A 24,095-nucleotide genomic window follows, 5' to 3' on the forward strand; every position below is an offset into this window, starting at 1 on the left:
TCGATCATGCACTTACTCCGCCGCCACAGCCTCCATCCCCAACAACGGCGCCAAGTAGCGCCCGGTAAAGCTCCGGGCGTTCTTCGCTACCTTTTCCGGGGTGCCTTCGGCGACGACTTCGCCGCCTTTGACGCCGCCTTCGGGGCCCATGTCGATGATCCAGTCGGCGGTCTTGATGACGTCCAGGTTATGCTCGATCACAACCACGCTGTTGCCCTGTTCGACCAGGGCGTGGAGGACTTCGAGGAGTTTGCGGACGTCTTCGAAGTGGAGGCCGGTGGTGGGCTCGTCCAATATGTAGAGGGTCTGGCCGGTGGCTCGGCGGGAGAGTTCCTTGGCAAGCTTGACGCGTTGGGCTTCGCCGCCGGAGAGGGTGGTGGCCTGCTGGCCTACCTTTATGTAGCCGAGGCCGACTTCGGCGAGCATGGCCATCTTGTCGCGGATGGGGGGGACGGCCTTGAAGAATTCCACCGCGTCCTCGACGGTCATGTCTAGTACGTCGGCGATGCTGTGGCCCTTGAACTTCACCTCCAGCGTCTCGCGATTGTAGCGCGCGCCGTGGCAGACGTCGCAGGTGACATAGACGTCGGGGAGGAAGTGCATCTCGATCTTGAGCACGCCGTCGCCCTGGCAGGCTTCGCAGCGGCCGCCCTTGACGTTGAAGCTGAAGCGGCCGGGTTTGTAGCCGCGCGCCTGTGCTTCGGGGAGGCCGGCGAACCAGTCGCGGATGTTGGTGAAGGCGCCGGTATAGGTGGCCGGGTTTGAGCGGGGGGTGCGGCCGATGGGCGACTGGTCGATGTCGATCACCTTGTCGCAATGTTCGAGGCCGGTGACCTTGTCGTGGGGGCCAGCAACTATGCGCGCGCCGTTGAGGGTGCGGGCGGACGCGGCGTAGAGGGTGTCGATGGTGAAGCTGGACTTGCCTGAGCCGGAGACGCCGGTGATGCAGGTGAAGGTGCCGAGCGGGATGCTGGCGGTGACGTTCTGCAGGTTGTTGGCGCGGGCGTTGTGGACGGTGAGCTTCTTGCCATTGCCCTTGCGGCGCTTTGGCGGGACTTCGATGCGGCGGGTGCCGTTGAGATAGTCCGCGGTCAGGCTGTCGCGGTGGGCTAGCAGTTCGCTGAGGGTGCCTTGGGCTACGATGGTGCCGCCGTGGACGCCTGCGCCCGGCCCCATGTCGACGATATAGTCGGCCATGCGGATCGCGTCCTCGTCATGCTCCACGACGATGACGGTGTTGCCGAGGTCGCGCAGGCGTTTGAGGGTGACGAGCAGGCGGTCATTGTCGCGCTGGTGCAAGCCGATGCTGGGCTCGTCGAGGACGTAGAGGACGCCCGACAGGCCGCTGCCGATCTGGCTGGCGAGGCGGATGCGTTGGGATTCGCCGCCCGACAGGGTGCCGCTGGTGCGGTCGAGGTTCAGATAGTCGAGGCCGACATTGTTGAGGAAGCCGAGGCGCTCGACAATTTCCTTGAGGATGGCCTTGGCGATCTGGTTCTGCTGGTCGGTGAGGTGCGCGGGGAGGGTGGAGAAGAAGCCGAGCGCGTCCACCACCGAGCGGCGGGTGGACATGGAGATGTCCTCGCCCGCGATCTTGACGGCGCGGGCTTCGGGTTTGAGGCGGGCGCCGTGGCAGGTCTCGCACGGCATGGCGGTTTGGTATTTGCTCAGTTCCTCGCGCATCCAGGCGGAGTCGGTCTGGAGGAGGCGGCGGTTGAGGTTGCCGATGACGCCTTCGAAGGGTTTCTTGACCTCGTAGGATTTTTTGCCGTCTACGAAGCGGAGGGTGACGGGCTTGCCTGCGGTGCCGTGGAGGATGATGATTTTTACCTCTGGCGGGAGGTCTTGCCAGGGGGTTTCGAGGTTGAAGCCGAATTCCTTGGCCAGGGAGCCTAGGACTTGCATGTAGTAGGGGCTGGGCGGGTTGGACTTAGCCCAGGGGACGATGGCGCCCTTTTTGAGGGTGAGGTGCTCGTTGGGGACTACGAGTTCGGGGTCGAATTCTTGCCGTTCGCCCAGGCCGTCGCAGGCGGGGCAGGCGCCTTGGGGGGCGTTGAAGGAGAAGAGGCGGGGTTCGATCTCCGGGATGGTGAAGCCGGAGACGGGGCAGGCGAATTTTTCGCTGAAGACTATGCGGTTTTCGGGGATGCCTGCGTTTTTCATTTTACCGGGCGTTGGCGCTGGCCCACCCCCGGCCCCTCCCGCCTGCGGGAGGGGGGATAAGTCCGCAACGGTGCCGTCAGCCAAATCGACATAGGCAAGGCCGTCGGCGAGTTTCAGGGCTTGTTCGAAGCTGTCGGCGAGGCGGGTGCCCATGTCGGCGTCCACGGCCAGGCGGTCCACCACCACTTCGATGTCATGCTTGTACTTCTTGTCGAGGGCGGGGGCGTCTTCGATCAGGACCATTTCGCCGTCGATGCGGACGCGGGTGTAGCCTGCCTTCTGCCATTCCAGCAGCTCCTTCTTATACTCGCCCTTTCGGCCGCGCACGACGGGGGCGAGGAGGTAGAAGCGGGTGCCTTGCGGAAGCTGCATCACGCGGTCGACCATCTGGCTGACCGTCTGGGCGCTGATCGGTTCTCCGGTCGCGGGGGAATAGGGGATGCCGACGCGCGCCCAGAGGAGGCGCATATAGTCGTAGATTTCGGTGACGGTGGCGACCGTGGAGCGCGGGTTGCGGCTGGTCGTCTTCTGCTCGATCGAGATGGCGGGGGAGAGGCCGTCAATATGCTCGACATCGGGCTTCTGCATCATTTCGAGGAACTGGCGGGCGTAGGCGGAGAGGGACTCCACATAGCGGCGCTGACCCTCGGCATAGATGGTGTCGAAGGCTAGGGAAGATTTGCCCGAGCCCGACAGGCCGGTGATGACGATCAGGCTGTCGCGGGGAAGATCGACGTCCACGCCCTTGAGGTTGTGCTCACGCGCGCCGCGCACGGAAATAGTGGTCAGACTCATGGGGCGTGTTGTTCCAGATTTGTTCTTTGGGGGCAAGGTCGTTGCCGGGCTATGGCTGCGGATATGGGATAGCAGGTGGCGGCTCGCAAGCGGCCTATGCTTTCCAGCGCGAGCAGGCGGCGGGTCGCCGAAAGATAGAGCGATATTAACCGATCAGGTGTATAAGGGTCGCGACGGGAAAGCTGCGGTGGTGGCGTCTCGACTTTTGGAAATGTGTGAGATCCCGGATAGCCCGACAGCATCCCGGATACGCCCCCGGCCATCCCTTGCGCCGGGGGCGTTTTCTTGTCTGGTTGCTGCGATGGCCTGCCTGCACCCGTTCGGCGGAGGATGCTCGCTGGGAACCGGCTATCAGGACTGGCCGTTGATCCTGCGTGGCGCGCGACGTTCGCTGCGCCGAGGAGAGCAAGATGAGCGAGAAGACCGATATCCGTCCCAACAGCCGTGAAGAAGCGCATGATGAGCGCCCCACCGATGCGCAGGACCATGCCGTCACCCCCGAGGAGCAGCTGGAGGAAGGTTTGATGGACAGCATGGATGCGTCCGATCCGCCATCGGCCACCAAGCCGGGCGACCATGGCGACCCGGTTCCTTCGTCGGGATTCCACGAAGAAGAAGATGAGGATGAGAAGGCTGGGCGATAGACGGCGGCGATATTGGTGATATGATCCAAGGGCGAGGCGAACCGGATCGGCGGTGGCCGGGCGGTTCGCCAAGCGCACGACGCTGCAAGGTGAGAGGAGCCTTATTGATGCCGACTTCCGCTACTCCCGCGATCGAACGCATTGCCCGGGTGCTGGCCGGACGCCAGCTGAGCCTGAATGGCGAGGGCGATGATCCCCATGCGTCGGGCGCGGTGGATGCAAGCTGGCAGGACCATGTGGATGACGCCTATGCCATCCTTCACACGCTGCGCGAACCCGATGAGCAGATGGCGCAGGCAGGCGATGTCGCCATATGGCGAAGCATGATCGGCGCGGTGCTGGAACGGCGAACCTGACGCAGCGATTGGCGGGGCGGCCTGCCCATGCCATAACGGGCGGATGAGCGGCCCGGCCCTGAAGATCAAGATACAGCTTTATTGTGGCGACGAGATCGCCATGGGGCCGGGCAAGGCCGACCTGCTGGATGCGATTGCCAGCGAGGGGTCGATTTCGGCGGCCGGTCGGAAGCTGAAGATGAGTTATCGCCGGTGCTGGATGCTGGTGGATGTGATGAACCGATGCTGGTCCGCGCCGCTGGTGGCGACGTCCAGCGAGGGCGCGGTGCTGACGGATTTGGGGCGCGCTGTCCTGGCGCAATATCGTGGATTGCAGAAGGCGGCGGCGAGTGCGGCGGGACGGTCGCATTGGCCTGACCTTGCGCGGGAATTGCGGGGCGAGCCGTTGCCGGAGCAGGGCGCGCAGTAAAAGGCCTGCCGATTTATCCGGGCCTGCAAAAATATGCATTCTGACCAGCTGACAGCGAACCGATTCGGAGCTGGAACGTTTCTATTTAGCGCATTCACAAAAATTACATGTTGCGACGCACAAAGAAACGTGATTCCCTGTGGTTGTCGGCAGAACCGGCGCTTAATCTTACAGTAACCATGTTGAGCGCATGTTCTGCTGATCGACTTGAAGTCGGAGGGCAAGAGCATGGGCACCAATGCAAGACCGGCTGACGGGGCAATCACCCTGGCTGAATTGCGCGAATTCGCCAGTTTCCCGTCTGCCACGCAGCGCTATATCCGCCGGTCGCTGGATATCGGCCTTCACCGTCGCGACGCCATGAAGCTATGGTCGCGCGACATGGTGGAGGAAGCGAGCATCCGCGCGCAGGCCCGCATTTATGGGCGGCTGGACGAGATCAAGGCGCGGGTTCCCGATGACAGCGGGCTGGACCAGATGGAGCCGTTCATGGCGCCGCTGGTGACGGTTTCGGCATTCGACCTGGGGCAGGACCGGCTGAGCAGCTTTTCGGCTTATCGGTTTTTGTATGAGCGGCTGTTGGGGGCGGGGGCCAGGCCGTGGTTGCCGGGAGCGTTCTGCGCGGCGGCGAGCTTGCCGCATCTCCATCCGGAAAAGCGCCGGGCGTTGTTGCAGTCGATCAGCGAAGCGGCGGCGACGGCTGTGGGGTGGTCTAATCGGGAGCCGACCTTCTACCCTGAGTGGGTGGAGAAGGTGGATATGAGTAAGGCGAACTGAGGTCCGGGCGTTCTTCCGGTGGAGGGGTGAGGGTGTGACGGCGCTGCGAGCGGGGCTCGTGGCGCTGTTGCTTTTTTGGGGGTGGCGGGGATGGTTGGTCCTGTCACTCCCTTCCGCGAGCGCAGGGTGGGGGAGGCTGGCGCAGTATTTACGTGTTTTCAGGACGGCCGACGCAGAAGCTCGCGTTGCTCGCGCCCACCCCTAGCCCCTCCCGCTTGCGGGAGGGGAACGTCTGATTTTGGTCGTTAGTCGCCGTCTCCCTTCCAGCTCGATAGCGTTCGGACTAGCCTCCCAAGATCCCAGCTTGCGCTGGGATGACGGAGGTGGGTGGTTTGGGGAGGTTCATCCTTCCCCCATCGCGAGATTGGAGGGACCGTTCGCGAAGCGGATGGTGGAGGGGAAATCTCATAGGTCGTGCCATTTTCCCCTCCACCAGCCTGCGGCTGGTCCCCCTCCCCAGGCTTCGCGCAGGGAGGATTTGGGAAGGCTATTCTCGGGCGCTTTCCCTGCTCTACTCAGGATGCCAGCCATTGCAAGGCTTGGCTTTCCTCGCTGAAGAACACCGCTGGGGTGTCTCGCATCAGTCGTTCCATCTGCAGTCTGAGGAGAGCGGATTCGGGGAGAAGGACTCCATATTCGCTGATCTGGGCGGCATAATTGGTGATGATCTTCATGAAGCTGTTCATGACATTTTGGGATTGAACGGTGCATGCTTTCATATCGAGCAGGACGCGGTTGATCGGTGAGGGTCTGGCGGTCATGGCGGCGCGTTGCCGTAGCGCCGCGAGATAGCTGTCCACGGCATCGCCATCCCAAAAGCCTCGAAAGACGATTCGCAGCGTCCCGGGCTTGTGTCCTGCCACAAATTCAAAGCGTTCCTCTGCCATCGGATTCACTTGTCGGATGACGGCGCGCTGCGCAACTGTCGTTTGGCCTAGGGTCCGTAGCGTCAAGTCGTGGGGAGCGATTTTTGTGAGAGGTTCATCCATTCACTATCGTGCCGCCATTGGGGTGGAGGACCTGGCCGGACATATAGCTGCTGTCTTCACAGGCGAGGAACAGGAAGGCGGGGGCGACTTCATTGGGTTGGCCGGGGCGGCCCATGGGGGTGGATTCGCCGAAATGTTCCAGCTTTTCCGGGCTTGCGCCGCCGGATGGGTTGAGCGGCGTCCAGATGGGGCCGGGAGCGACCGCGTTGACGCGGATGCCGTCCTTCACGAGATTTTCCGACAGGCTGCGGGTGAAGGCGGTGATGGCGCCCTTGGTGCTTGAATAGTCGAGCAGTTCCGATGAGCCTTGATACATGGTGACGCTGGTGCAGTTGACGATTGTCGCGCCTTTTTTGAGGTGCGGGCGGGCGGCTTGGGTCAGGAAGAACATGCCGAAGATGTTGGTCTGGAAGGTACGGCGCAGCTGTTCCTCGCTGATGTCGGTTATGTCCTGATCGGGATGCTGTTCCCCGGCATTGTTGACGAGGATGTCGAGGCGGCCGAAGCGGTCGACCACCTGTTTGACGGCGTCGTCGCAGAAGGATTTTTCGCCAATGTCTCCGGCGATGGTGAGGGCCTGTTGGCCTTCTGCTTCCACGATCTGCGCCGTTTTCTTCGCGTCGTCATGTTCGCACAGGTAGAGGATGGCGACGTCGGCGCCTTCGCGGGCGTAGAGGGCGGCGACGGCGCGGCCGATGCCGCTGTCCGCGCCGGTGATGAGAGCGACTTTTCCTTCGAGGCGGCCGGAGCCGGGATAGCGGGGTTCCCATTCGGGCTTCGGTTCCAGCTTGCTTTCGTGGCCGGGCAAGCCGTCTTCGTGGATCATATCTTCATGATTGTCGGATGGGGTGTCGGGCATGGCGCATCTCCTTTTCCCGGCCAACACTTGGGGGAGGGGATGGTTCATGGCGTTGCGACGGACGGCTTAACCGCGGGTGCTGCGATTTTCCCAGATGGCGATCGGGGCGTCCGCGCCCGGCATTTCCATGCGGACTTCACGCAGGGTGACGGCGAGGACGCAGACGGGCCGTTGTTCGATCCCAAGCGGCTGGGCGCAGTGGACCGGGCCGTTTCCGGGCACGCGTTCAATGCGGCCGATGAGCCTGAGCCTCAGCCCGCGCGAAGGGGTGAAGTCTTCAGGGGCGAGGCGCAGCACTTTTTCGAAGGGACGGCCGTGGCGCCATAGGTCGTTGCCGTCATTCTGGCCGAATTGGGCGAGGGCCAGGCTTTGGTCGGGCGTGGGCGTGGTTCCGTCCGGTTCGGGCGCGGTGGCTTTTGAGAGGGCGGGGCATTCGTCGCTGGTCGACCATGGTCGCTGCATCCAGAAGCCCTCGGCATCATGGCCTTCCCCTTCGCTGGGGAGTCCGAAATCGGCGGCTTGCCACGAAATCGGCATGACATGGACGCGGAGCACGCCAGCCGCTTCATCATAGCGCCAGCGCATGGGGGTGGTGCTGTCCTTTTTCGCAGCGCCCGAGCAACCAAAGGGGAGTGAGAGATCGAACCGCTGGCCCACGGCCCCGGCGATGTTGTCCGGCAACGGCTTGCCCGATGACAGGGCGTCGGCAGCGCGGCGGGCGAGGTCAGCTATCTCCGCGCGGCCCCAGAGGCGCGGCAATTGCGGCTGGACCGGGAATGGCGGAGGGATGACGGCCACCGGCGCGGGGGCAGGGGGCGGAGCCTTTGGCGCGGTGGCGCGGCCCAGCAGGAAACCGCCTGCGCCGATGGCGATGAAAGCGGCTAACCCTGCGGCTATGGCGAGCCGGCTGGTTCGGGCACTGGGTTCACGCATAAGCCATTGATAGCAAAAATGGCTTCATCCTCCAGAGCATAAACATCTTTTTTCCTGCTTGCTGCGTTGACAGGGGCGGCGGCAGGCACGAGGCAGGGGGCGCATGACGATTGACCAAGTTCTGACGCTGCTGGTGCTGGCCGCCGTCGTCGCGGCGCTGATCTGGGACAAGGTGCGCGCCGATGTCGTCGCGCTGTCCGGGGCGGCGGTGCTGTTGATGACGGGCGTTGTGCGGCCCGTCGATGTGCAGGGTGCGTTCGCTAGCCCGGCGATCATCGCGCTCGCGTCGCTGTTCGTCATTGCCTATGCGCTGGAGCTGTCGGGGCTGTTGGACCGGGCGATCGCGATGGCGGTGGCGATGTGCAGGCGGATGGGCGCGACGGGCATGTGGCTGCTGTTGTCGATGATCGGCGCGGTGTCCTGCTTCCTCAATTCGACGCCGATCGTGGTGCTGGGCGCGCCGGTCGTGCGTGACGTCGCCAATGCGTTGGGCCTGTCTCCCAAGCGGTTCCTGATGCCGTTGTCCTATATCACCATCCTGACCGGCTGCTGCACGTTGATCGGCACGTCCACCAATCTGCTGGTGGATGACATGGCGAGCGTGGCGGGGCAGCCGCGCTTTGGCATTTTCGAGATTACGCCGGTGGGGTTGCCGATGGCGTTTGCGGGTGGGCTGTACCTGTTCCTCTTCAGCAAGAAGCTGCTCGGCGGGCGTCATGAGGCGGATGAGCGGGAGGGGGAAGCGCAGCCGATCGATGCCATGCATGTATACAGCGCGCAGGTGGGCGACCCGGCGGTGTTCGCCGAGCCGCGGCCGTTGAAGCCCGCGAAGGCGGCGATCGCGCTGGGTGTCTTTGCGGCGGCGGTGGGGCTGGCGGCGATCGATGTCGCGCCGATCGCGGCGAGCGCCTTTGCCGGGGCGGTGGTGCTGATCCTGCTGCGGGTGATCAGCGCGGACGAGGCCTATAGCGGGCTGCGGCCGCAGATATTGATCCTGATCGCGGGCATGGTGGTGATCGGCATCGCGATGGAGCAGAGCGGGCTTGCGGCGGACGCCTCGCGGATGCTGATCGGCAGCGTGCATGGGCTGAGCCCGCTGATCGCGCTGGTCGTGCTGTACATCGTGACGCTGGTGCTGACGGAGTTGCTGTCGAACGCGACGGTGGCGGTGCTGGTGACGCCGGTTGCGGTGGCGCTGGCGGATAGTCTGGCGGTCAGTCCCCGGCCGTTTCTGGTCGCGGTGATGATGGCGGCGAGCGCGGCTTTTGCGACGCCCTTTGGCTATCAGACCAATGTGATCGTCTACCAGATGGGCGGTTATCGCTACATGGATTTCGTGCGGGTGGGGTTGCCTTTGAATCTGATCACTTGCGTGGTCGCGGTGGCGGCGATCAGTATGTTTTTTCCGTTCTGATCAGGCTGGGCGCCAGCCGCAGGATAAGGAAACCGGCGGTGGCGGAGGCGAGTGAGCCGAGCAGGATGCCGAGCTTTGCCGCATCGCCTGTGTCCGGATGAGGCGCGAAGGCGAGGCCGCCGATGAAGAGGCTCATGGTGAAGCCGATGCCGCAGAGGAGGGCGACGCCATAGACTTGCGCCCATGTGGAATGGGCCGGGCGGCTGGCCCAGCCGAGGCGGGACAGGAGCCAGACGGTGCCGAATATGCCGAGTTGCTTGCCTGCGAAAAGGCCGAGCGCGATGCCCAGTGGGACGGGCTGAGCCAGGTCGGATAGCGCGACCCCGCTTAAGGATACGCCCGCATTGGTGAAACCGAACAGCGGCACGATGGCGTAGGCGACCCAGGGGTGGAGGCCATGTTCGAGGCGGGACAGCGGCGAATGCTGGTCGTCGGGGGCGGCTGGGGTCTTTCGCAAGGGGATGGTCATCGCGACGGCCACCCCGGCCAGCGTGGCGTGGATGCCGGATTGCAGCACGCAGAACCAGACGAAGACGCCGATCAGCACATAGGGCCAGAGGCTGTTGACCCCCGCCCGATTGCAGAGCGCGAGGCAGGCGAGACCTGCGACGGCCAGGGCGAGGGGCAGGAGGCTCAGCTGTCCGCTGTAGAAGAGGGCGATGATGAGGACGGCGATCAGATCGTCGATGATCGCCACCGCCGCCAGGAATATCTTGAGCGATCCGGGCACGCGCGGGCCGAGGAGGGCGAGCACGCCGAGCGCAAAGGCGATGTCGGTGGCGGCGGGGATCGCCCAGCCGCGAAGGCCGATCGCGTCTCCCCTGTTGATGGCGACATAGATGAGGGCGGGCATGATCACGCCCGCCGCCGCTGCGAGGCCGGGGAGCAGGCGGTCGGGCCATCGGGCGAGTTGCCCGTCCAGCACCTCCCGCTTGATTTCGAGGCCCACGATCAGGAAGAACAGCGCCATCAGGCCGTCGTTGATCCAGTGGAGCAGGCTGAGCCCCGCAAGGTCGATGTGGAGCGTGTCGAAGTAGGCGGCTGACAGGGCGGAGTTGGCGATGAGCATTCCCAGGGTCGCCGCCGCGATCAGGATGATGCCGCCAGCCGCTTCCGCAGCGAGGAAGGCGCGCATCATCGAGAGGGGGCGGGTGATCAGGGGAGGAACGCTCATCCCGCTGTTCTAACGGCCAATTCGGCACAGGGCCACCGCTTCCGGTCGGTGGATCAGTGCGTTTCCGTGCGGAGCCGGTCGGCGAGTTGCTCGATTTCGAAGGGTTCGAGGATCCAGGTGCGGGTTTTGCGCCCCGCCCGGTGAATGGGTTGCGTCAGGAGGACGCGCGCCTGTTCGCGGGCGTGCGGCTTGAAGACCGCGAAGTGCTGGGCGCAGTCACGGATCGTGCCGATGACGGGGGCGCGGCCTTCAAGGTCGATGAGGGTGGCGGGCTGATCCCAGGGGATTGCGTATGTCGGATGTTCGTTCATTCACTTGCGCCTGTAACGGAAATACCAGACTTCATGGCCAAGGCGTCGGGCCTTGGCTTCGTAGCGGGTTTCGGGCCAGCCGCCGGGGCGGGTGAGGAAATCCTTGGGTTCGCTTGCCAGCCAGTCGAAATCGGGGTGGCCGTTCATCACCATCATCGCCCAGCGCAGATAGACGGGATGGTCGGTGCCGAAGCGGAATTCGCCGCCGTGCTTCAGCTTGCGGGCGATCATTTCCACCGGGCCGGGGTTCATCATGCGGCGCTTGGCGTGGCGGGCCTTGGGCCAGGGGTCGGGATGGAGGAGATAGACGAAGCTCAAGGCTCCGTCGGGAATGCGGGCGAGGACCTGGAGCGCGTCGCCCATGTGGAGGCGGATGTTGCCGAGCGCCTGATCGCGGACATGGCCGAGCGCGGTGACGACGCCGTTCAGGAAAGGCTCGCAGCCGATAAAGCCATGGTCCGGCAGCATGTCGGCGCGATAGGCGAGATGTTCGCCGCCGCCAAAGCCGATTTCGAAATGGAGCGGGCGGTCATAGCCAAAGAGGTTGGCGGCGGTGATTTCCCCTTCTTCCGGGACGGAGAGGGCGGGGAGCAGCGTGTCTACCAGCTCTTGCTGACCGGCGCGGAGCTTGTGGCCCGACTGGCGGCCGTAGAGGCGGTTGAGCGTGGTGGGGTCGCCGGATTTGTGCGCGGTCATGGGCGGGCGCTTAGCGGGGCGGGGCTTTGGGGGCAAGCGGGATGGTTTGCGGGGTTGGCTGGGCCTGCCTTCTTACATGGATCACCCGATCCGTTCGGGCTGAGCTTGTCGAAGCCGCTTCCATTCCAAAAGGAAGTAAAGCCCTTCGACAGGCTCAGGGCGAACGGTGATGGGAAAGCGCGCCAATGTAACCACACTCCATAGGACGGACGGCTAGTCAAAAAAAGGCGCGCGTGGCAGGTGCCGCGCGCGCCCTTTTTGTCCAGTAGGAAAGCTTAAAGCGCGGCCTTCAGCTTTTCAACGAGGTCGGTGCGCTCCCACGGGAAGAAGTCGCCTTCTGCCTTGCGGCCGAAATGGCCGTAGGCTGCCGTCGGGCGATAGATGGGCTTGTTGAGGCCGAGATGGGTGCGGATGCCGCGCGGGGTGAGGCCGCCCAGTTCCTTGATCGACTTGATCGCTTCCTCGATCTTCGCATCATCGACGCTGCCGGTGCCGTGGGTGTCGACGTAGAGCGACAGCGGTTCCGACACGCCGATGGCGTAGGCGAGCTGGATCGTGCAGCGGCGGGCGAGGCCGGCGGCGACGATGTTCTTGGCGAGATAGCGGGTGATGTAGGCCGCCGAGCGATCGACCTTGGTTGGGTCCTTGCCGGAGAAAGCGCCGCCGCCATGGGGGGATGCGCCGCCATAGGTGTCGACGATGATCTTGCGGCCGGTAAGGCCTGCGTCGCCGTCCGGGCCGCCGATTTCGAAGCTGCCGGTGGGGTTGATGTGATAGACGGTTTCGTCGGAGAGCAGGTCGCCGGGCAGGACTTCGGCAATGACGCCCTTCACATATTCTTTCAGTTCCGCTTCGTTGGCGCCTTCGTCATAGCCCTTGGCATGCTGGGTCGAGACGACGATGGCGGTCGCGGCGGCGGGCTTGCCATTTTCGAAGCGCAGCGTGACCTGGCTCTTGGCGTCGGGTTCCAGGAAGGGCGCGCGGCCGGAGTGGCGGTCATGCGCCATCTTTGCGAGGATCTTGTGGCTGTAGTCCAGCGTCGCGGGCATGAGGTCGGGGGTTTCATCGCAGGCGAAGCCGAACATGATGCCCTGGTCGCCAGCGCCTTCATCCTTGTTGCCAGCGGCGTCGACGCCCTGCGCGATGTGGGCGGATTGGGCGTGGAGGTTGTTTTCGAAGCGGAAGCTTTCCCAGTGGAAGCCGTCCTGCTCATAGCCGATGCGCTTTACGGTTTCGCGGACGGCGCGTTCGATCTCTTCCTGTGCGCCGGGAGCCCATTCGCCGTTCTCATAGACGCCCTTGCAGCGGATTTCGCCTGCCAGCACCACGAGCTGGGTCGTCGTGAGCGTTTCGCAGGCGATGCGGGCTTCGGGGTCCTTGGACAGGAACAGATCGACGATGGCGTCGGAAATCTGGTCCGCGACCTTGTCGGGATGGCCTTCGGACACGGATTCCGAGGTGAAGAGATAGTTGCTGCGCATGGGACTCCCGTTAGCAGGATGGCTTCAAAAGCGACATAAAGAAAAGTTTATGTGCCCTATTAGCCCTTCGCCTTGCGGATGGCAATGGCAAGTCCGGCGAGCAGCACCATGAACAGGAAGGGCGCCCAATTGCCCAGATGCGCGAACAGCGTCGGCGGGAGCGCGGGGGGCAGCGCGCCTTCGAGATAGCCGGCGCGGTGGAGGCCGAGCGCGCGCAGGACGTGGCCGCGCGCGTCGATCACCGCCGATACGCCAGTGGGGGTGGAGCGGATGATGGGGATGCCTTCTTCTATGGCGCGGAGGCGGGCCTGGGCGAGGTGCTGGACCGGCCCCCAGCTGCCAAACCAGGCGTCGTTGGAGGGGTTGAAGAGGAAGGCGGGGCGGCTCTTTGCGTCGATCACATGGCCGGAGAAGATGATTTCGTAGCAGATCTGGACGCCCATCTTGAGGTCCGGGCGGCCGAGCTTGGGGGGCAGGGTCAGGCTTTGCGGGCCGGGGCCGGGCCAGAAGTCCGCGTCGCCGGGGACGAGGCGGGAGAGGCCGATCGGCTGGAGGAGGGCGCGCATGGGGAGATATTCGCCATAGGGGACGAGATGCGCCTTGTCATAGCGGCCGAGCAGTTGTGCCTGGGGAGAGACGATGAAGAGGCTGTTGTTCGCTCCGGCGAGGGCGTCGGTGGTGACGCCGTTTTGCTCGACCTGCTTGAAATAGACTTTGGTCGCGCCGGTCATCAGCAGGTCGCCGGGACCGAGCAGCGCGGCTAAGCGGGCGCGCCATTGCGGTTCCATGTCGAGATAGGCGGGGATGGCGGCTTCGGGCCAGAAGATGAGGCGCGGGGCGGGGCGCGGTTGGCCGGAGAGGGTGGCGAGGGTGCGGAAGTGGGCTTCTTCCAGTTCGGGCGAGTATTTTTCGTCCTGGCCTATGTTGGGTTGGACGACGCGGATCAGTGGCGCGCCTGCGGGGGTTTGCGGGGCAGGTGTGAGGAGGCCCCATAGGGCGAGGGCGCAGAGGGGGGCGGTGAGGGCGGCTGCGGGGAGGAGCTGGCGGCGGGTTGCGAGGAGGATGGCTCCGGCGGCTAGGATGGTGAGGGCGCCCAGGCCATAGGTGCCGATGATCGTGGCGGCTATGGTGATGCCGGTGGGGAGTAGGGTGACGCCTAGCGGGTTCCAGGCGAAGCCGGTGAAGGCGGTGGCGCGGAGATATTCTGAGGCTATCCAGCAGGCGGCGAAGAGGAGGGTGAAGGTGAGGGCGCTGGTGCCCACCCCGCTGCGACTAGGCGGCATAGCCGCCAAGTCTCGCTTCCCCTCCCGCTTGCGGGAGGGGAAGGTTGTGGAGAGCCACCATGTGCTGAGTGTTGCCAAGCCGGGATAGACGGCGAGGTAGAGGGATAGCAGGACTACCGCGCCGTAGCCAAACCAGTGCGGCATGGCGTCCTGGAAGGTGAAGGCGTGGGCGATCCAGTTGAGGCCGAGGGTGAAATGGCCGAGGCCAAACAGCCAGCCGCGCGTGAAGGCGGCGCGGCGGTTGGGGGCGGTTTCGATGAGCCAGAGGAGTAGCGCGAAGCAGGCTAGGGTGACGGGCCATAGCTTGAGGGGCTCAAAGCCGGTCGCGGCGACGAAACCGGCGAGCAGGGCGGTGAGCTTTGGGAAGCGGGCGGGAAGGTGAAGCACGCTTAGCGGATCGTCGCCATGCTGGCCTGGCTGCATTTGTCGCTCTTATCTCCGCCGCCCGACAGCATCGACGCTGCGATGAAGCCGCCGACCACGAGGACCAGGAACGCGGCTGAGAGGAGGCCCAGATATTTCTCGATGAATGCCTTTATCGGGCGGCCGAATTTCCAGAAGAGGAAGCCGACCAGCATGAACTGGAAGGCGCGGGACAGGATGCTGGCCCAGAGGAAGGTGAAGAGCGACAGGCCAATGAAGCCTGCCGTGATCGTGATGAGCTTGAAGGGGATGGGCGTTGCGCCCTTCACCAATATAATCTCCGCGCCGTATTCGCGTAGATAGCAGGCCGCGACCGGGAATTTGGTGGCGAGGCCGAGGGCTTGGAGGATCTGCTGCCCGACTGCCTCATAGAGGAAATAGCCGATCGCATAGCCGAGCAGGCCGCCCAGCACCGAGGCAAGTGTGCAGATGATGCCGAAGCGGATCGCCCGTTCCGGCCGGGCAAGGCACATGAGGCCGAGCAGCGGGTGCGGGGGGATGGGGAAGAAGCTGCTCTCCATAAAGGAGATGACGAAGAGCCAGCGTTCGGCATGGGCGTGGGCGGCTTTGGCCAGCGTCCATTGGTAAAGCTTGGTGAGCATCGGAGGCGGGCCTAGCGGAGATTGCAGGGGACGGCCAGTGCTTTCGATTTCATTGCGAAGCCGAAACAATGTGGCGGCGTTGACGCGGGGGTGGCGTCTGGGCATCAACCCCGTTTCTGTGTCAACAGCCCGGCCGCCCTATTACGTGACGATGACTTCTCCATCCTGGTCGAAAGTGCGTGAACGCGCGGGTGGCCTGCTGTTTGCGCTGGGGCTGAACGGGTTGCTTCTGCTGGCGCTGCTCACTCTGGCGCCGCGTCCCGAGTTGCGCGAGGAGGACCCGCGTAACCCCGTGACGTTCGAAATGGCTGCCGCGCCCGAGGCTGCCGCGAAGAAAAGCGTTGAGCCGCAGAAAAAACGGGCCGAAGCGGCGGTGCCGAAGAAAAAGGCGGAAATTCAACCACAACAGCCTGTGCTCAAGCCGCTGGTGGAATTGCCGGTTATCCTGTCGCCCGTGACCGTGCCGTTCATTGAACTCGACAGCGCGCAGATGGCGTCGGCGGATATCGGCAAGATGGCTCCGAAGGAGCCCGGATCGGGGACGGAAGGTCAGGGAAATAGTCCGGCAGCGGCGGGTCCGGGCGAAGGGCCGGGCGGCGTTCAGCTATTCGAGGCGGAATGGTACAGGCGGCCGACCCCTGCGGAACTGGGCGGGTATATGCCCGCCAATGCGCCTGCCGGTGGATGGGGGCTGGTAGCGTGCAAGACGGTGGAAAATTTCCGCGTGGAAAACTGCCAGGCGCTGGGGGAATCGCCGCAGGGATCGGGCTTTGCCCGCGCGGTGCGGCTGGCGGCGTGGCAGTTTCTTGTGCGGCCTCCGCGCGTCAATGGGAAGGCGATGGTCGGAAGCTGGGTGCGGATCAGGATCGACTATAGCCGTGCGCCTGCCGACAGCGGCAGGGCGCGCATGTGAATTTAAGTTGCATTTTGATACTGATGTGAGATGAGGTGTCCCGTCGATTAGTAGGGAGACTCTCATGATCATTTATGGCGCGCGTCCATCGCCCTTTGTGCGCAAGGTTATCGTATTTGCAGCCGAGAAGGGGCTGGCGGTGGAAGTGAAGCCCGGCGGCTTTGGCCAGGGCGGGGAGATTTTCGAGCGGGCGTCGCCTTTCGGAAAGATGCCTGCGTTCCAGGATGGTGATTTCCTGATCAGCGACAGCAGCGCGATCATAACCTATATGGATGCCGCCAAGCCCGATCCCGCATTGATCCCGGCAGAACCGAAAGCGCGTGCGCGGACGATCTGGTATGAGGAGTTTGGCGATACCATTGTGCAATCCGCCGGGGCCGCTATCTTCTTCAATCGCATGGTTGCTCCGTTGTTGGGGATGCCGCAGGATTTGGCGGCGGCAGACCGGGCGGAGGCGGAGCAGCTTCCGAAGATTGGCGATTATGTCGAGAAGATTCTTCCGGAAAGCGGCTTTCTGGTGGAGGATCGCTTTACTCTGGCCGATATTGCTGTTGCCTGTCCGCTGATCAATGTCGGCTATTGCAGTTCGAGCTTGAAAGGTGGGCGCTGGCCCCGGTTAGAGCAATGGTTGGAGAAAATCTGCGCGCGGCCGAGCTTTGCCGAAGCGCTGGTGGCGGAAATGAAGGGCATTGAAGCCATGCGAGCATCCTGAACGAACCTATATGGAACATTTATCTTGACATCGTCACGCTGTTCAGGCAGAGATGTCGATATTGGGAATTGTGAGTCGCCGGAACGGTGACGCGGCAAGGGCTGGTCCGAAAGGAACCGGCCCTTTTCCGTTTGAGAAAGCGGGGGGCAAGGGCATGGGGCAGGAGAATGGCGCAAAGGTGGTTCGGCGCTTTTCCGGCAAGGCCAGCGATGCGCCGGACAGGGAGTTGACCGTGCAGCGGAGCCAGCGCGGCGCGACGGGGAGCGGTGCGCAGATGCGGGCGGTTCGCCGGGACGGCTGGACGGCGGAGCGGCGCAAAGTCTTCATGGAGACGCTGGCCGCGACCTGCAACGTCAGCGAGGCGGCGCGGGTGGCGGGGAAGAACCTGTCGAGCGCCTATTATCAGAAGCGGCGCGATCCTGGATTTGCGCGGGAATGGGCGCAGGCGCTGGGCGTTGGCTATGGCGAACTGGAAGCGTTGCTGCTGCGGCAGGCGCTGTTCGGGACGGAAGAGGAGGAGGTCGTGCTGGACGGCGAGGGGATGGTGAAGAGCCGCAAGGTGAAGCGAGGGCATCCCAATGCGGTGGGGGTGCGATTGCTGGTGCAGCATCGGCGTGAAGTCGGGGAGAGGTTGGCGGCGGATGCGGTGGACAGGCCGGATGGGGCGGATGCGGTCGAGCGGCTGCGGGCGGCGTTGGAGAGGGTGCGGGAGCGGCGTGGGGAGGGGTGAGTTTGGTTCATCTTCCCTCCGCCTGGCGGGGGCGGGCCTGCGCTAGGTAAGCGTGGTTTGCGACGGCTGATTGTTGGAGCTCGCTTTGCTCGCGCCCACCCCTAACCCCTCCCGCCTGCGGGAGGGGGACATGTTGGTTGGTCGGGCTGGTCCAAATATGACGCAAAGGAGCGCGGGCTGATGGGTGGCATGTCAGATTTCGAGAGGTTGGCGGCCCTGCCCGACGCGGCGCGCGAGCGGGTGCTGGCAGGGCTGAACGGCGCGGCGGCGCAGGCTTTGGAGCATGATTGGGAATGGCTTGCCCGGCCGGAGCAGTTGGCGCCTGAGGGAGACTGGCGCATCTGGTTGATGATGGCGGGGCGTGGCTTTGGGAAGACGCGGGCCGGGGCGGAATGGGTGCGGTGGGTTGCGGAGAGTGACGGTCAAGCGCGGATTGCGTTGGTGGGCGCGACATTGGGCGAGGCGCGGAGCGTGATGGTGGAGGGGCCTTCGGGGTTGCTGTCGATCGCGCCTTGGTGGAACCGGCCGGTCTTTTCTCCGGCGCTGCGGCGGCTGGTGTGGCCTAATGGGGCGATGGCGCTGCTGTTTGGGGCGGCTGACCCGGAATCGCTGCGCGGGCCGCAGTTCAGCCATGGCTGGGCGGATGAGATTGCGAAATGGCCGCAGGGGGAAGCGGCGTGGGACAATATGATGATGGGGATGCGGCTTGGGCGCGCACCTCAGGTGATGGCGACGACGACGCCGCGGCCGGTGGCGCTGGTGCGGGGGCTGGTGGCGCGGGATGGCGCTGATGTTGCGGTGACGCGGGGGCGGACGGCGGACAATGCGGTGAACCTGGCCGAGGGCTTCGTGGCGGCGATGGAGCAGAGCTATGGCGCGACGCGGCTGGGGCGGCAGGAGCTGGATGGCGAGCTGATCGAGGAGGTCGAGGGTGCGCTGTGGAACCGGGCGCTGCTGGAGCGGTGCCGGGTGGCGCATGTGCCGGATGGGGGGGACGGCGGGGCGTTGCTGTCGCGGGTCGTTATTGGCGTTGATCCTCCTGCTTCGGCGCATGGTGATGCTTGCGGGATCGTGGTTGTGGGGCTTGGTGGCGATGGGCGGGCCTATGTGATTGCCGATGCGAGTGTCGAGAAGGCGAGCCCTGAAGGCTGGGCGCGGGCAGTGGCTGAGGCGGCGGCGGTGCATGGAGCTGATCGGGTGATTGCCGAAGCGAATAATGGCGGGGCGATGGTGGAAAGCGTGCTGCGCGCGGCGGAGGCGGCTTTGCCGGTGCGGCTGGTGCATGCGAGCCGGGGGAAGGCAGCACGGGCCGAGCCGGTTGCGGCTTTGTATGAAGCCGGGCGGGTGCGGCATCGTGGGGCGTTCTGGGCTCTGGAGGATGAGATGTGCGGTTTGGTGGCCGGGGGCGGCTATGTGGGGCCGGGGCGGTCGCCTGATAGGGCCGATGCGCTGGTGTGGGCTTTGACGGAGCTGATGCTTGGGCGGCGTGGCGATGCGCGGGTTCGTTCCGTGTGAGGAACCGGGCTGGTGGGCGCGGCGTATTATCCCAAGTCAATATTTTAGGGAGTGAGGCTGATGAAATTGGCCAGGATCATGATGATGGCGGCTGGCGCGACTTTGGTTGCGACGCCGGTGATGGCGGAAGCCGGCCACTCCCCCAAAGCCACCGCGCCCGACCCCCAGGCATGCGGCCGGAGCGGGTCAGCGTGGAGGCGGATGCGCGGGGGTGGCCTGCGGCTTATCTCTATCGCGTGGGGGATAGCGTGACGCGGTTGCTGCCTGAGGATGGGGCGGGGCGGGCTTCAATCCTCCATCTGAAGGCGCTGCATCCGCTGGATGATCATTATGGGCTGGGTTGTGTTGGGGCGGCTGCGGGGGCGGTGGCGATCCATAATGCGGCGACGGTTTGGAACAAGGCCTTGCTGGACAATGCGGCGCGGCCTTCGGGGGCTATGGTTTACGATCCGGGCGATGGGTCGGTGATGTCGCCTGAGCAGTTCGAGCGGGTGAAGCGGGAGATGGAGGTCGCTTTTTCGGGGGCGGCTAATGCCGGGCGGCCGATGTTGCTGGAGGGTGGGCTGGATTGGAAGGCGATGAGCCTGACACCTGCGGAGATGGACTTTGTGGGCCTGAAGGCGGCGGCGGCGCGGGAGATTTCCTTGGCTTTCGGGGTGCCGCCGATGCTGATGGGGCTGCCGGGGGATAATAGCTACGCCAATTATCGCGAGGCGAACAAGGCGCTGTGGCGGCAGACGATATTGCCGTTGGTGGCGAAGATCTGCGGCGGGCTGGCGCAGGGTTTGCAGGGGTGGTGGCCGGGTTTGTCTTTAGTGGCGGATCTGGATGCGGTGCCTGCGCTGTCGGACGAGCGGGCGGCTTTGTGGGAGCGGGTGGCTTCGGCGGATTTTCTCTCGGCGGATGAGAAGAGGGCGATGTTGGGGATTTGAGGTTCGCGCAGAGGCGCAGAGGGCGCGGAGGATTTTGCGGGGCTGCCTTTGGGCGGCTTTTTGTTGCTCTGCGGCCTTTACATGCTCTGCGCGATAATTGCGAGCGGGGCCTGATGAAGAGGGTCGGGTGGGATGTGGAGGAGAGGGCGGTTCCCCTCTCCCGCTGCGACTAGGCGGCATCGCCGCCAAGTCTCGCTGCCCTCTCCCCTGAAGGGGAGAGGGATAGGAGGGTAATTTTCATGAAATATGATGGCGAGATGCTGGCGCGGCTGGTGGCGCAGGCTGAGGCTGCGCCGGGGCAGATGGACATGCTGATGATCCGCGCGCTGATCGAGGAGGCGAGCGAGCTGGGCGCGGGGCGGGCGTTGGAGCGGCTGGGGCTTAGCGATCGGAGCGCGGAGGGCGATGTGCGGGAACTGCGCGAGCTGTTGTCCGCCTGGCGCGACGCGAAGAAGGCGGCTCGAGGGGCCGTGGTTAGCTGGGCAGTGCGGATTGTCATGGCGCTGGTGCTGTTGGGCGTGGCGGTGAAGGCTGGGCTGGTCGGCATGGTGCGCGGATGAGTGGGGAGGGGGTGCTTGACGCTTCTCGACTGCGCTCGAAGCGAACGGAGGTTGGAGAGGGGGATGTTCGGTTCGCGGGGTATGCGGCGGTGTTCGATCGGGTGGATCATGGCGGCGATGTGGTGCGGCCGGGGGCCTTTGCGGGCGTGGCGGCGGGGGTGCCGCTGCTCTGGCAGCATTTGCCGGGCGAGGCGATCGGGACGGTCGAGCGGGTCGAGGAGGATGCTCGGGGATTGCGGGTGATTGGGCGGGTGTCGGGTCGGACTTCCGCTGGGCGGGCAGCGGCGCGGGCTTTGAAGGAGCGCGCGGTGGATGGGCTGTCCTTTGGCTATCGGGTGCGGGAGGCGCGGGGGGCTGGACCTCGTGAGCTGCTGGCGTTGGAGCTGGTGGAGGTGAGCGTGGTGACGCACCCGATGCAGCCATTGGCGCGGGTGATTGCGGTGGAGGGGTAGGGAAAGCCCCCTCATCCAACTTCGCCTAGCCAGCACGCTGGCAAGGCTTCGTATCCTTCTCCCCCGTGGGGAGAAGGTTTTTTTATGTGCGAGGAGTGGTTGATGACGGATCAGTTGGAAGCGAGCTTTGATGCGGTGGTGCAGGGTGAGCGTATCGAGGCGCTGGAGGGTGAGGTTGCGGCGCTGAAAGGGGCGCTGGTGCAGCAGCAGCGGCCTGCGCTGGATGGGGTTAAGGGTGGGTCGTTCGATCCCAAGCGGGCCGCCTTTGTGGAGCGCTATGTGCGGCAGGGGGTTGAGCTGAAGAGCTTTTCCGGCGCGAGTGGCGCGGCGGGTGGCTATGCGGTGCCGCGCGAGATTGATCAGATTATCGATGCGACGTTGAAGAGCATCTCGCCCATTCGTTCGATTGCGAATGTGGTGCGTACCGGCAGTGCTGGCTATCGCAAGCTGGTTACTTCGGGCGGCATCGTATCGGGCTGGGCGAGTGAGACGGGCGCTCGGGCGGAGACGGCGACGCCCAGCTTTAACGAGATCGTGCCGCCTTATGGTGAGCTTTATGCCAATCCGGCGGCGAGCCAGGCGATGCTGGACGATGCGCAGTTCGATGTCGAAGGCTGGCTGGCGGGCGAGATTGCGCGTGAGTTTGCGGCGGCGGAGGGGGCGGCCTTCGTTAACGGCAATGGCACGAACAAGCCCAAGGGGTTCCTGACCTATACGGCGACCAATGAGGCGGACAGCGTGCGCGCGTTCGGATCGCTGCAATATGTGGCTTCGGGGGCTTCGGGTGCCTTTGCGGCGTCGGGTCAGGAGAAGCTGATCGACCTGGTGCAGAGCCTGCGTGCGCCCTATCGTCAGGGGGCGTGCTTTGTCATGAATTCGGCGACGCTGGCCGTTATTCGCAAGATGAAGACGAGCGATGGGGCGTTTATCTGGCAGCCTTCGCTGAGCGCTGGGCAGCCTGCGACGCTGCTGGGTTATCCGGTGGTGGAGGCCGAGGACATGCCGGATATCGCGGCGGGTTCGCTGTCGATCGCCTTTGGTAATTTCCAGGCGGGCTATGTGATTTCCGAGCGTAGCGAGACGAGCATCCTGCGCGATCCGTTCAGCAGCAAGCCGTTCGTGCATTTCTATGCGGTGAAGCGGATTGGTGGCGCGGTTTCCAACTCGGAGGCGATCAAGCTGATGAAGTTCGCGGCTTCTTAAACCCTCATCCAACTGCGCCTAGGCCCGTTCCGGGCCAAGGCTTCGTATCCTTCTCCCGCCTGCGGGAGAAGGTTTGGGGGCGTCCGTGCGGGGCGCCCTCCTTTTTTGTGGGAGGGGCGGTTGGTGTTGGTGCGGGAAGAGGCTGGAGCGGCGGGGGCGTCGCTGGCGGAATTGAAGGATTATCTGCGGATTAGTGGGAGTGGCGAGGATGGGTTGCTGGAGGGGCTGCTTAGAAGTGCGACGGCGTTGTGCGAGCAGTTTGTCGGGCAATGGCTGATCATTGGCGAGGCGCGGGAGACGGTGCGGGCTGATGGGGGATGGCAGCGGCTGTCCGCTACACCGGTGGTGGCGATCCTGGGGGTCGATGCGCTGGGGCCTGATGGCGCGGGGCAAGCGCTGGCTGTCGATGCCTATTCAGTTGATATCGATGCGGCGGGGGATGGTTGGGTGCGGGCGCGGCCCTTGGCTGGCGAGCGGGTGCTGGCGGTGCATTACCGGGCGGGGATGGCCGAGGACGCGGATGGACTGCCCGAGCCGATCCGGCAGGGGATCGTCCGGCTGGCGGCGGAGCATTTTTCCGCGCGTGGCGGTGATGTGGCGACCCCGCCTGCGGTGGTGAGCGCGCTGTGGCGGCCGTGGCGGCGGATGCGGCTGGCATGAAGCTGGCGACGTTGGCGCGGCTGGTTGAGGCGCGGGCGGCGCGGCGGCGTGGGCAAGTGGCCGAGGCGATGCTGGCGGCTGGCGTAGAGGATGTGCGGGTCGAGGGGGAGGCTGTGATGTTGTCGGGGCGGGGGCTCATGCGGCGCTGGCTGGGCGACCTTGACCTGCGCGAGAGGGTGAGGGGCGGGGGATGAGTGCGGAAGTGAAGGTGCGGGCGGCGGTGATTGCGGCTCTGGGCGGTGATGCGGCGTTGATGGGTGGGTTGAATGGCTTGTTCGATGGTCAGCCAGTGCGGGCTAGCGTGCCTTATGCGGTGGTTGGGGAGTGTATCGCCAGCGAGTGGGGCGCGAAGGATGTGGATGGGCGTGAGCTGCGGCTGACGATTGGGCTGAATGATGCGGGGGAGACGCCGGGGCGGTTAGCGGTGCTGCTGGAGCGCGTTGATGGCGTGATGCAGGTTTTGGAGGCTGCGGACGGGTGGCGGATCGTGGGGGTGCGGTTGATCCGGTCGCGGGTGGTGAAGGGGCGCGAGAAGGACGCCTGGCAGGCGGTGGTGGATTATCGGGTGCGGGTGGTTCGGGAGGCGGGTTAGGTCATGGCGTGTCTAGCACTTGCCATTGGGACTACCACCTCTCCTCCGTTCGCCCTGAGCTTGTCGAAGGGTCTTCTCTTTTAAGAAGTGGAGGGCTTCGACAAGCTCAGCCCGAACGGGGGTAGGTAGGTGAGTTGAGCTGGGTGCGTTGATTAAGCGCATTGCCTTCTTGGCCCCTTAGCCGCCGGGCTTGGAATAATCCTCGAACTCGCCGGTGATCTTGTCGACATATTCGGCGATCTGGTCGTCGGCGTCGGCCTGGGCGTCCTTGTCGGACATGCCAGTGGATTTGTCGTCAGCGACGATGGCGGCGCGGAAGGCGGCTTCCTTGGCGCTGCACTTGGATTTCAGCGTGGACTGGAAGTCGCTGAGCGACAGTTTCTTGTCGAGCGCAGGGCTGATCTCTTTCGACAAGCACTCGGAAAAAGCCTTGCGGCCAGCGCCGACGGCATCGCCGCTTTGCGCCGAGGCGGCCAGCATCATCATGAGGGGAGCAACGAACAGCATTCGAACCTCT

At 64.6% G+C, this 24,095-nt stretch carries 26 protein-coding genes and 1 pseudogene; 16 read left to right on the forward strand and 11 right to left on the reverse strand.

Going from position 1 to position 24,095, the window contains the following annotated elements; genetic code table 11:
• Positions 1 to 12: 12 nt before the first annotated feature.
• The gene (gene uvrA / locus ACZ5TB_RS01725; RefSeq protein ID WP_464791779.1) at positions 13 to 2,958 is read right to left on the reverse strand and encodes an excinuclease ABC subunit UvrA; all 2,946 of its coding nucleotides are present in this window, start codon (positions 2,956 to 2,958) and stop codon (positions 13 to 15) included.
• A 410-nt stretch (positions 2,959 to 3,368) separates the two neighbouring features.
• On the opposite strand from uvrA, the gene ACZ5TB_RS01730 reads away from it, so the two are divergent.
• From ACZ5TB_RS01730 to ACZ5TB_RS01745, 4 genes are all read left to right on the forward strand, one after another.
• The gene (locus ACZ5TB_RS01730) at positions 3,369 to 3,602 is read left to right on the forward strand and encodes a hypothetical protein (protein WP_464779107.1); all 234 of its coding nucleotides are present in this window, start codon (positions 3,369 to 3,371) and stop codon (positions 3,600 to 3,602) included.
• Between the two features lie 107 nt (positions 3,603 to 3,709).
• The gene (locus tag ACZ5TB_RS01735; protein WP_464791780.1) at positions 3,710 to 3,958 is read left to right on the forward strand and encodes a hypothetical protein; all 249 of its coding nucleotides are present in this window, start codon (positions 3,710 to 3,712) and stop codon (positions 3,956 to 3,958) included.
• 43 nt (positions 3,959 to 4,001) lie between these two features.
• Entirely contained in the window at positions 4,002 to 4,367 is a 366-nt protein-coding gene (locus tag ACZ5TB_RS01740) for a winged helix-turn-helix domain-containing protein (protein WP_464791781.1), read from the forward strand.
• A 228-nt stretch (positions 4,368 to 4,595) separates the two neighbouring features.
• Complete coding sequence (locus ACZ5TB_RS01745) at positions 4,596 to 5,144, forward strand: hypothetical protein (protein WP_196225515.1); 549 nt, start codon at positions 4,596 to 4,598, stop codon at positions 5,142 to 5,144.
• A gap of 515 nt (positions 5,145 to 5,659) precedes the next feature.
• Here the strand turns inward: ACZ5TB_RS01745 and ACZ5TB_RS01750 are convergent.
• From ACZ5TB_RS01750 to ACZ5TB_RS01760, 3 genes are all read right to left on the reverse strand, one after another.
• The gene (locus tag ACZ5TB_RS01750; RefSeq protein ID WP_464791782.1) at positions 5,660 to 6,133 is read right to left on the reverse strand and encodes a hypothetical protein; all 474 of its coding nucleotides are present in this window, start codon (positions 6,131 to 6,133) and stop codon (positions 5,660 to 5,662) included.
• A complete protein-coding gene (locus ACZ5TB_RS01755) occupies positions 6,126 to 6,992 on the reverse strand; it encodes an SDR family oxidoreductase (RefSeq protein WP_464779112.1) in 867 nt (288 codons plus the stop codon). Before ACZ5TB_RS01755 ends, ACZ5TB_RS01750 begins: the two co-directional genes overlap by 8 nt.
• Positions 6,993 to 7,058: 66 nt before the next feature.
• Positions 7,059 to 7,925, reverse strand: a complete 867-nt coding sequence (locus tag ACZ5TB_RS01760; RefSeq protein ID WP_464791783.1) for a hypothetical protein — start codon at positions 7,923 to 7,925, stop codon at positions 7,059 to 7,061.
• A 103-nt stretch (positions 7,926 to 8,028) separates the two neighbouring features.
• On the opposite strand from ACZ5TB_RS01760, the gene ACZ5TB_RS01765 reads away from it, so the two are divergent.
• On the forward strand, positions 8,029 to 9,339 hold the full coding sequence (locus tag ACZ5TB_RS01765) for an SLC13 family permease (RefSeq protein ID WP_464791784.1): 1,311 nt from the start codon (positions 8,029 to 8,031) through the stop codon (positions 9,337 to 9,339).
• Here ACZ5TB_RS01765 and nhaA read toward each other — a convergent pair.
• The 6 genes from nhaA to ACZ5TB_RS01795 form a co-directional block, all read right to left on the reverse strand.
• The gene (gene nhaA / locus ACZ5TB_RS01770) at positions 9,317 to 10,513 is read right to left on the reverse strand and encodes a Na+/H+ antiporter NhaA (RefSeq protein ID WP_464791785.1); all 1,197 of its coding nucleotides are present in this window, start codon (positions 10,511 to 10,513) and stop codon (positions 9,317 to 9,319) included. The genes ACZ5TB_RS01765 and nhaA overlap by 23 nt on opposite strands.
• 53 nt (positions 10,514 to 10,566) lie before the next feature.
• The gene (locus tag ACZ5TB_RS01775) at positions 10,567 to 10,824 is read right to left on the reverse strand and encodes a hypothetical protein (protein ID WP_464791786.1); all 258 of its coding nucleotides are present in this window, start codon (positions 10,822 to 10,824) and stop codon (positions 10,567 to 10,569) included.
• On the reverse strand, positions 10,825 to 11,520 hold the full coding sequence (trmB, locus tag ACZ5TB_RS01780) for a tRNA (guanine(46)-N(7))-methyltransferase TrmB (RefSeq protein WP_464791787.1): 696 nt from the start codon (positions 11,518 to 11,520) through the stop codon (positions 10,825 to 10,827). It lies immediately after the preceding gene.
• Between the two features lie 275 nt (positions 11,521 to 11,795).
• Complete coding sequence (gene metK, locus ACZ5TB_RS01785; RefSeq protein ID WP_464791788.1) at positions 11,796 to 13,001, reverse strand: methionine adenosyltransferase; 1,206 nt, start codon at positions 12,999 to 13,001, stop codon at positions 11,796 to 11,798.
• Between the two features lie 59 nt (positions 13,002 to 13,060).
• Entirely contained in the window at positions 13,061 to 14,707 is a 1,647-nt protein-coding gene (lnt, locus tag ACZ5TB_RS01790) for an apolipoprotein N-acyltransferase (RefSeq protein ID WP_464791789.1), read from the reverse strand.
• Positions 14,674 to 15,309, reverse strand: coding sequence for a YqaA family protein (locus ACZ5TB_RS01795; protein WP_464791790.1), 636 nt, complete (start codon positions 15,307 to 15,309; stop codon positions 14,674 to 14,676). Before ACZ5TB_RS01795 ends, lnt begins: the two co-directional genes overlap by 34 nt.
• A 151-nt stretch (positions 15,310 to 15,460) precedes the next feature.
• Between ACZ5TB_RS01795 and ACZ5TB_RS01800 the strand changes: the two genes are divergently transcribed.
• The 11 genes and pseudogenes from ACZ5TB_RS01800 (at position 15,461) to gp17 (ending at position 23,578) form a co-directional block, all read left to right on the forward strand.
• Positions 15,461 to 16,222, forward strand: coding sequence for a hypothetical protein (locus tag ACZ5TB_RS01800; protein ID WP_464791791.1), 762 nt, complete (start codon positions 15,461 to 15,463; stop codon positions 16,220 to 16,222).
• Between the two features lie 64 nt (positions 16,223 to 16,286).
• Positions 16,287 to 16,934 (forward strand): glutathione S-transferase family protein, encoded by a 648-nt coding sequence (locus ACZ5TB_RS01805; protein WP_464791792.1) that lies wholly within the window; start codon positions 16,287 to 16,289, stop codon positions 16,932 to 16,934.
• Positions 16,935 to 17,088: 154 nt separating this feature from the next.
• Positions 17,089 to 17,664: a hypothetical protein gene (locus ACZ5TB_RS01810; RefSeq protein WP_464791793.1), complete on the forward strand. Its 576-nt coding sequence runs from the start codon at positions 17,089 to 17,091 to the stop codon at positions 17,662 to 17,664.
• A 180-nt stretch (positions 17,665 to 17,844) separates the two neighbouring features.
• On the forward strand, positions 17,845 to 19,179 hold the full coding sequence (locus ACZ5TB_RS01815) for a DNA-packaging protein (RefSeq protein WP_464791794.1): 1,335 nt from the start codon (positions 17,845 to 17,847) through the stop codon (positions 19,177 to 19,179).
• Between the two features lie 170 nt (positions 19,180 to 19,349).
• Positions 19,350 to 20,111 (forward strand): annotated as a pseudogene (locus ACZ5TB_RS01820) (phage portal protein); the annotation flags it as partial.
• Between the two features lie 239 nt (positions 20,112 to 20,350).
• Positions 20,351 to 20,671: a DUF6127 family protein gene (locus ACZ5TB_RS01825; protein ID WP_464791795.1), complete on the forward strand. Its 321-nt coding sequence runs from the start codon at positions 20,351 to 20,353 to the stop codon at positions 20,669 to 20,671.
• Between the two features lie 11 nt (positions 20,672 to 20,682).
• On the forward strand, positions 20,683 to 21,123 hold the full coding sequence (locus ACZ5TB_RS01830) for an HK97 family phage prohead protease (RefSeq protein WP_464791796.1): 441 nt from the start codon (positions 20,683 to 20,685) through the stop codon (positions 21,121 to 21,123).
• Positions 21,124 to 21,225: 102 nt separating this feature from the next.
• Positions 21,226 to 22,326, forward strand: a complete 1,101-nt coding sequence (locus tag ACZ5TB_RS01835) for a phage major capsid protein (protein WP_464791797.1) — start codon at positions 21,226 to 21,228, stop codon at positions 22,324 to 22,326.
• A 123-nt stretch (positions 22,327 to 22,449) separates the two neighbouring features.
• Entirely contained in the window at positions 22,450 to 22,986 is a 537-nt protein-coding gene (locus ACZ5TB_RS01840) for a head-tail connector protein (RefSeq protein ID WP_464792464.1), read from the forward strand.
• A complete protein-coding gene (locus ACZ5TB_RS01845; protein WP_464791798.1) occupies positions 22,983 to 23,180 on the forward strand; it encodes a hypothetical protein in 198 nt (65 codons plus the stop codon). Before ACZ5TB_RS01840 ends, ACZ5TB_RS01845 begins: the two co-directional genes overlap by 4 nt.
• Positions 23,177 to 23,578 (forward strand): tail completion protein gp17, encoded by a 402-nt coding sequence (gene gp17 / locus ACZ5TB_RS01850; RefSeq protein WP_464791799.1) that lies wholly within the window; start codon positions 23,177 to 23,179, stop codon positions 23,576 to 23,578. The genes ACZ5TB_RS01845 and gp17 overlap by 4 nt, the downstream gene beginning before the upstream one ends.
• A 177-nt stretch (positions 23,579 to 23,755) precedes the next feature.
• Here the strand turns inward: gp17 and ACZ5TB_RS01855 are convergent, their stop codons facing one another.
• Positions 23,756 to 24,085 (reverse strand): hypothetical protein, encoded by a 330-nt coding sequence (locus ACZ5TB_RS01855; protein ID WP_464791800.1) that lies wholly within the window; start codon positions 24,083 to 24,085, stop codon positions 23,756 to 23,758.
• Positions 24,086 to 24,095: the final 10 nt, after the last annotated feature.

This window comes from Sphingobium sp. TomTYG74, from assembly GCF_055393875.1.

Bases quoted from the DNA above. Each gene is read 5' to 3' on its own strand.
- uvrA (WP_464791779.1), bottom strand. From the start codon at position 2,958: ATGAGTCTGACCACTATTTCCGTGCGCGGCGCGCGTGAGCACAACCTC.
- ACZ5TB_RS01730 (WP_464779107.1), top strand. From the start codon at position 3,369: ATGAGCGAGAAGACCGATATCCGTCCCAACAGCCGTGAAGAAGCGCAT.
- ACZ5TB_RS01735 (WP_464791780.1), top strand. From the start codon at position 3,710: ATGCCGACTTCCGCTACTCCCGCGATCGAACGCATTGCCCGGGTGCTG.
- ACZ5TB_RS01740 (WP_464791781.1), top strand. From the start codon at position 4,002: ATGAGCGGCCCGGCCCTGAAGATCAAGATACAGCTTTATTGTGGCGAC.
- ACZ5TB_RS01745 (WP_196225515.1), top strand. From the start codon at position 4,596: ATGGGCACCAATGCAAGACCGGCTGACGGGGCAATCACCCTGGCTGAA.
- ACZ5TB_RS01750 (WP_464791782.1), bottom strand. From the start codon at position 6,133: ATGGATGAACCTCTCACAAAAATCGCTCCCCACGACTTGACGCTACGG.
- ACZ5TB_RS01755 (WP_464779112.1), bottom strand. From the start codon at position 6,992: ATGCCCGACACCCCATCCGACAATCATGAAGATATGATCCACGAAGAC.
- ACZ5TB_RS01760 (WP_464791783.1), bottom strand. From the start codon at position 7,925: ATGCGTGAACCCAGTGCCCGAACCAGCCGGCTCGCCATAGCCGCAGGG.
- ACZ5TB_RS01765 (WP_464791784.1), top strand. From the start codon at position 8,029: ATGACGATTGACCAAGTTCTGACGCTGCTGGTGCTGGCCGCCGTCGTC.
- nhaA (WP_464791785.1), bottom strand. From the start codon at position 10,513: ATGAGCGTTCCTCCCCTGATCACCCGCCCCCTCTCGATGATGCGCGCC.
- ACZ5TB_RS01775 (WP_464791786.1), bottom strand. From the start codon at position 10,824: ATGAACGAACATCCGACATACGCAATCCCCTGGGATCAGCCCGCCACC.
- trmB (WP_464791787.1), bottom strand. From the start codon at position 11,520: ATGACCGCGCACAAATCCGGCGACCCCACCACGCTCAACCGCCTCTAC.
- metK (WP_464791788.1), bottom strand. From the start codon at position 13,001: ATGCGCAGCAACTATCTCTTCACCTCGGAATCCGTGTCCGAAGGCCAT.
- lnt (WP_464791789.1), bottom strand. From the start codon at position 14,707: ATGCAGCCAGGCCAGCATGGCGACGATCCGCTAAGCGTGCTTCACCTT.
- ACZ5TB_RS01795 (WP_464791790.1), bottom strand. From the start codon at position 15,309: ATGCTCACCAAGCTTTACCAATGGACGCTGGCCAAAGCCGCCCACGCC.
- ACZ5TB_RS01800 (WP_464791791.1), top strand. From the start codon at position 15,461: ATGACTTCTCCATCCTGGTCGAAAGTGCGTGAACGCGCGGGTGGCCTG.
- ACZ5TB_RS01805 (WP_464791792.1), top strand. From the start codon at position 16,287: ATGATCATTTATGGCGCGCGTCCATCGCCCTTTGTGCGCAAGGTTATC.
- ACZ5TB_RS01810 (WP_464791793.1), top strand. From the start codon at position 17,089: ATGGGGCAGGAGAATGGCGCAAAGGTGGTTCGGCGCTTTTCCGGCAAG.
- ACZ5TB_RS01815 (WP_464791794.1), top strand. From the start codon at position 17,845: ATGGGTGGCATGTCAGATTTCGAGAGGTTGGCGGCCCTGCCCGACGCG.
- ACZ5TB_RS01825 (WP_464791795.1), top strand. From the start codon at position 20,351: ATGAAATATGATGGCGAGATGCTGGCGCGGCTGGTGGCGCAGGCTGAG.
- ACZ5TB_RS01835 (WP_464791797.1), top strand. From the start codon at position 21,226: ATGACGGATCAGTTGGAAGCGAGCTTTGATGCGGTGGTGCAGGGTGAG.
- ACZ5TB_RS01845 (WP_464791798.1), top strand. From the start codon at position 22,983: ATGAAGCTGGCGACGTTGGCGCGGCTGGTTGAGGCGCGGGCGGCGCGG.
- gp17 (WP_464791799.1), top strand. From the start codon at position 23,177: ATGAGTGCGGAAGTGAAGGTGCGGGCGGCGGTGATTGCGGCTCTGGGC.
- ACZ5TB_RS01855 (WP_464791800.1), bottom strand. From the start codon at position 24,085: ATGCTGTTCGTTGCTCCCCTCATGATGATGCTGGCCGCCTCGGCGCAA.